At 46.2% G+C, this 5,869-nt stretch carries 3 protein-coding genes and 1 pseudogene; 3 read left to right on the top strand and 1 reads right to left on the bottom strand.

Translation table 11 applies throughout. The features are described from left to right. Nucleotides 1–1,102, top strand: a 1,102-nt coding sequence (locus Q0340_RS08345; protein WP_298082930.1) for a hypothetical protein, incomplete at its 5' end; no start/stop codon positions are given. A gap of 220 nt (nt 1,103–1,322) precedes the next feature. Here Q0340_RS08345 and Q0340_RS08340 read toward each other — a convergent pair. Then, a complete protein-coding gene (locus Q0340_RS08340) occupies nt 1,323–3,413 on the bottom strand; it encodes a TonB-dependent receptor (RefSeq protein WP_298082929.1) in 2,091 nt (696 codons plus the stop codon). A gap of 487 nt (nt 3,414–3,900) precedes the next feature. Between Q0340_RS08340 and yedE the strand changes: the two genes are divergently transcribed. Then, nucleotides 3,901–4,962, top strand: coding sequence for a YedE family putative selenium transporter (yedE, locus tag Q0340_RS08335; protein WP_298082928.1), 1,062 nt, complete (start codon nt 3,901–3,903; stop codon nt 4,960–4,962). A gap of 223 nt (nt 4,963–5,185) precedes the next feature. Beyond that, nucleotides 5,186–5,869, top strand: a pseudogene (locus Q0340_RS08330) (phosphoglycerol transferase); the annotation flags it as partial.

The following is a 5,869-nucleotide window of genomic DNA, read 5'->3' as shown; positions in this document are numbered from 1 at the left end:
CACCAATCTGATGCAATACGATCTCTTCAACCACGACGACAGTGTCGACATCGTTTTGGCGTTTGACTCTGCCTATAAGCCTAACAATATTGCACGCATAGTTAATGGGCAGTCGATGAGCCTCATTTTAAAAGGGCTCGGCGGTGATGAGAAATTTAACGAGATGCGCACCAATCAAAAGGTCTTAAAAAGCTTTACGATCGCGCCTAAGGGCAAGGATATCGAGATAAATTTCCCCACTGGTGCCGATCTATCGGTCGATGCTCTTACTCAAGACGGCAATTTAAAGCTCATTTTGCGCGTAAAAAACCCCGCTTTCGATCAGAGCAAGATGAGCGTAAAGAGCGAGGCGAGTGAGACGGCGCAAAGCGGTAGCAGCGGGGTTTCCGTGATGCCGATAATCGTAGCGTTACTGCTTGCGGCTGCGGCTTTCGTAGGCGTGCGAAAATTTTTATCGCACAAGCCGCAAAAAAGTATCGACGAGACATGGCGGGTTTTTGAAGACGACGCTAGCATGGAGGATGCCGATGTGGACGAAGCGGGCATAGATGAAATTTTAAACGACTCCTCTTTTAAAAATCAGAGCGGATCAAAGAACGCAAATTATTCTGACGCGCAAGAGTTTGCGAAGAAAGATGAAGCCTCTGCTTTAAATTCCAAAAATTCTAACGACTCAAAAAACGTAGATAGCGCAGATTTTTTAAGAGGCGAGAACGTGAGCGAAGAGAGTATGCGCGATAAATTTTACGATGAGGTTGCGCGTGCCGAGCGTTCGGAAGCTACGGAGGCGGACGAAAACTCTGAGAGCGCCGAGAATATAGGCACAGCGGATAAAATTTCGCCGCTTAAAGTAAGCCCTGCCGAGAGCGGCACGATGGAATTTCGCGAGGGAGCAAAAGAAAGATCGGATGCAAAAGAGCCCAAAGTCTCGGCATTTAAAAGCATTTTAGAAAATGAGCTGCTTAGCTCGGATACTGCAAGACCTAGCGACGTGCGAGTAGAGCTGGTGCGCGAAATCGACGAAAATAATGCAGCCGTAGTGCTAAGCTTCGCGGGCAAAAAACATCTAGTGGTGCTAAAAAGCTCCAACGCTATCGATTGATGAGGCGTGGAATTTCGTAACTTGCGGGCTTTGTAACCCATAAAATTTTGCAGTTTGTTAAATTTTAAAAATTGCGGAATTTTATAGCGCTAGAAATTTATGCCAAATTTAAGCCTCATCGCCAAAAGGTCGCGATGAGGTTTAAATTTGAAAAGAAAGAATGGCGAAAGCTCGGGTAAGTTTTAAAATTTAACCCGCGCCTCGCTCATATAAGCTTAATCTAAAATCTTACTTCCAAATCGACGTAGAAATTTCGTCCAGCACCTACCGCTAAAGTCTCACGCGTGCGGTTTGCGTTGATATAATGCTTATCGAAAATATTATTTACGCCAAAGCTCACGTCCGCGCCGTCAAGGACCGGGATAATGCCGTTTTTGATCTTGTAGCTTCCTCTGAAATTTGCGATCGTGAAAGCTTTATCGACGTAAAAATATTCCGTTCTGCGAGCGAAATAGGAAGCAGGTTTGGAATGAGGCTTAAAATAGTGGCTTACCTCAAAGCCTAAATTTAAATTGTGCAGAGGCGAGTAGAAAGCGTGCGCGCTTAACTTTTTGGCGTGATTGTTTATATTTTCATGCGTCTTTTTATTATAAATTCTAAGTCGTTCGAAACTCGCGCCGAAATCAAAGTCCTGCGTTTGGTAGTTTGAGCTTAGCTCAAAACCATGCCTTTTGGCTTGATCGATATTTTGATACTGCCCGTATTGTTGCGAAAAGCCGCCCGGCGGCACGCCAAGATGTGGTAGCGGCTTAACGTCAATCATATCTTTGATATTGCCGTTAAAGTAGATAAATTTCATATTGAAGTGATCGTCCGTAAAAATTTCATCCTGTTTAAAACTAAATCCGACCTCGTACTCTTTGACGGTTTCAGGCTTTAGATCGGGATTTTGGATGTAATAATACATTCGGTTGATAGGCCCTGCTTGCGATGTTTCGTGCGGCGTAGGCGCGCGGAAACTCTCGCTGTATCCCGCCAAAAGCGTAAGTTTATCAAAGAGCGTATAGGCAATCGCCGCCCTAGGAGAAAATCTGGAATCTTTAAATTTCGCGGGTTTGCCTTTGATGTCGCGATCGAATCTATCGTATCTACCGCCTAAGGTAAGCTCTAAATCATCGTGCAAGCGGATCAAGTCCTGCGCGAAAAGCCCGTAGCTATTGTATTCATTCGGAAATGAGGCAAAATCCGATAGTATGCCGTTTCGGATAAAGATCGCATCCTCCTGCCTATTTTCGTAATCGCCGCCGAAAGCGAAGCTGTGGTTTAAAAAGCCCGTGTCGAATTCCGAGATATTTTTGATCTCTAGTCCCTTACGATCGTCTTTGTTCGCGTAGTTGCCGGTAGTTGCGCCGCTGGTATAGCCGCGTTTATACTCAGCTCTGCTTTTATAGGCCTTAAAAGACATATCCACTAGCGGGCTTTGCGGCGTAAAGCTCCAATCAAAAACATAATCTCTTTGGCTTAAATTTCCGTGCACGAAGAGATCTGCGTCGTTTTGCCATAATGTCTGCCACATCGTGTGTAAATTTTCGTCGTAATCAAAGGCGCTGAAGCTGATACGGTGATCGTCTAAATTTGCGCCGATCTTAAAAAATCCAGTATCGATATGCTCGTTATTAAAGCTCTTATCGTAGTCCGGGGCGTAGTGCGTGCCGCCGTCTGCGAACTTGATATTGCCGTAGCTTGCGCGCTTGCCGTAGAGTAAAACGTCGATCGGAATTTCCTCTCCCTTGCCGTAGATTGCGCCGCGCGTGCTATGCATATTGTTTGATTCAAGCCTCTGTCCTAGCATCAAACCTACGCTTTTGCCCTCGCTTAGATAATCGCTCGCGCTTTTGGTTTGCATATTTACGATACCACCGATCGCGCCCGAGCCGTGAAGCACGGACGAGGCGCCCTTTATGACCTCGACGCGCTTTAGGATGTCGCTATCGGTGCGAAAGGATGAGATCATATTTGAGTACATCCCCGCGCTTCTGCGCACGCCGTCTTGCTTGATGATGACGCGCTCGTCGCTTTGATATCCGAATCCGCGGATCTGAAACTGCCTGCCGATCTGACGCCCCATATCCATGCTGCCGTCAACGCCCGGTATCTGCATAATCGAATCGATCACGTTGGTTTTGGCTTTCATATCCTTGGGGGTTAAAATTCCAGCCGAGCCCGCATATTTTAGGTTATCGACCGCGCTTACCGTCGCTTGCACGACGATTTGACCCAGATCTTGCGACTTTGTGGCGTTGTTTTCGGCCGCATTCGCTCCGCCTATCGTGCCTATCGCAAGCGGCACCAATAAAATTTGCTTTTTCATGCCTCGACCTTTAAAATAAAATTGAAATACATTATTATATATCTACATACTTAAATAAGGTTGAAATTTAATTTCAAAAATATTTGAAATTTGTTTTTATTGGCGGCAAGTATTGTGCTCCGTCTGGGCCGCTTACGCGCTTTGACTGCGTCTTGTCCGCACCTTGCCCGCGCCGTTTCTGCCCCCTCCGCTCTGCTCTACCTGTATCCGTTTGTATCGCGTTTCGTCTGACCGCCTCTGCGCCATGGCTTCTCGTCGCGATCCGTCTGCGCCGAAATCGAGCGGCTAAATTCGGCACTTCTATCACAGCAAAGAGTCTAAATTTAAACATCTGCGATTTACTTGCGTCTAAATTTAGGGGCTGCCCTCGTGATTTAAATCCTTCGCTTTTCGTAAATTTAGATCGGAATTTATTTGCTTTTTATTTTACAAAGGATAAAATCGCGCCTAAGAGATCGGTCGATCTAGATTATTTCAGGACTTTTTCATGAATAACGTTAAATGGTACATCATCGCAGGCGCCGTGCTAGGCGTGCTGGGTGCGACGCTGGTGCATTTCGGAAACCCGGGCAATATGGGCGTTTGCGTCGCTTGCTTTTTGCGCGATACCACGGGCGCGCTGGGCTTTCACCGAGCTAGCGCGGTGCAATACATCCGCCCGGAGATCATAGGGCTCGTGTTCGGCGGCTTTTTGGCAAGCGTGCTTTGGACGCGCGAGTTTGCGCCGGTTACCGGCAGCTCGCCGTTTGCGAAATTTTTCCTAGGGATTTTCGCGATGATCGGCTGCCTTGTATTTTTGGGATGCCCGTGGCGCGCGTTTTTGCGCTTAGGCGGCGGCGATTTGACCGCGCTAGCCGGGTTAGCGGGTCTGATCTGCGGCGTACTCATTGGGTTTTTGCTTAAAAAGCGCGGCTATGAGGCGAGCAAAGAGGCAAGACTTAGCGGCTCGATCGGAATTTTGCCTGTGCTACTGGGCGCTGCGCTGCTTGCGGCCTTGGTTTTCGGACTCAAAACGGGCGAGGGCGGCGCGCTTTTTATCTCCGCTAAAGGTCCCGGCGCGCAACACGCTGCGGTAGGCATCTCGCTGGCTGCGGGCATTATCGTGGGTGCGGTGATGCACAGAAGCAAATTTTGCAGCGTCGGCGCGTTCGGTAAAATTTTCCGCGGCGATTTCTCGATGTTTTGGGGCGTGCTAAGCGTCATCGTGTTTGCGAGCATCGCAAATATCGCGTTTGGACAATACAAACTCGGCTTCGAGGGCCAGCCTATCGCGCATAACGATTTCGTTTGGAACTTCTTGGGTATGGTGCTCGCAGGACTTTGCTTTAGCCTAAGCGAGGGCTGCCCGGGCAAGCATCTGGTGCAGGCCGGCACGGGAAATTTAAGCTCGGGCATATTCGTCATCGGCATGGCGGCGGGCGCTGCGGTCGCGCACAATTTCTTGCTCGCAAGCTCGGCTAAAGGCATCACCGAGTTCGCTCCTTACGCGGTTGCGATCGGTTTTGTTTTTGCGCTTTACGTGGGGATTTTTCAAAGGCGCGTCGGCTAACGCAGACATTAGCAGAACTTGACTCGATTCGCTGTCATACGCTTGGTGTAACGACAAACCCATGCTTTAATTGCAAAATTATATACGGTGAAATTTAAAATCGCCGTATAAAATTTTGTGCCGCTATAACTTTAAAAAGTAATTTTTGTGCCTGCGTTAGTAAATTTTAAAGTCATTCTTGCTAGACTACGCATTAAATTTTGCTAAATTTAAGGTTGTTTTTTTGGAATTTACGACAATTTTTTCGGTTTTGTTTTTTGCTATTTCGCTGATTTTTGCAGCATTTTTGTCGAATAGAACTTTTAAAATTGCTGTGGGCATAATTGCACTAATTTATATTTTTGCACTTTGCTTCGATTTGTTGCTATTTTTCGTTTTTGGAAAGCATTTCGGACTATTTGTGATAACATTTTTTCGTACCTCTATAGAAGGTGCTCCGATTGCAAGTTTTGCGCGTGAAGTTGCGATTTTGGTGATGATTTGCGTAGCGATCATATTACTTAGTATAATTATTACCGTACGCATTTTGCATTTTCGTCATAGCTCAAAGCTTAGTATTTTATTTATGCCATGTATTTTAACAGCCTTTTTTTTAAATCCTCTTTACGATGCAGTTAGAGAATATTATCTACAACTGAATCCGCCCGTAGAAGCGATTAAGAAGCAGATTTATCCGTATCTAGCCATTCCACATCCCAAGGCTCCGATAAAGCGTAAAAATATTGTCTATATTTTTTTAGAGAGTTTTGATCGCGCCTATACTGACGAAAGAAATTTTGCCAAACTTACACCACATCTAAATGCACTCAAAAATCGTATAGATTTTTCTGAAATACACCAAGTAGTAGATACTGGTTTTACTATTAAAGGGCTGTTTGGTTCACACTGCGCTGCAAATTATACGTTT

The organism is uncultured Campylobacter sp., assembly GCF_938045595.1.
GTDB lineage: Bacteria > Campylobacterota > Campylobacteria > Campylobacterales > Campylobacteraceae > Campylobacter_B.
The sequence above is the reverse complement of the archived record's forward strand: the minus strand, read 5'-3'. Positions and strand labels throughout refer to the sequence as shown.

Excerpts from the sequence above, each read along its gene's own strand:
- Q0340_RS08340 (WP_298082929.1), bottom strand. The coding sequence starts at position 3,413 with ATGAAAAAGCAAATTTTATTGGTGCCGCTTGCGATAGGCACGATAGGC.
- yedE (WP_298082928.1), top strand. The coding sequence starts at position 3,901 with ATGAATAACGTTAAATGGTACATCATCGCAGGCGCCGTGCTAGGCGTG.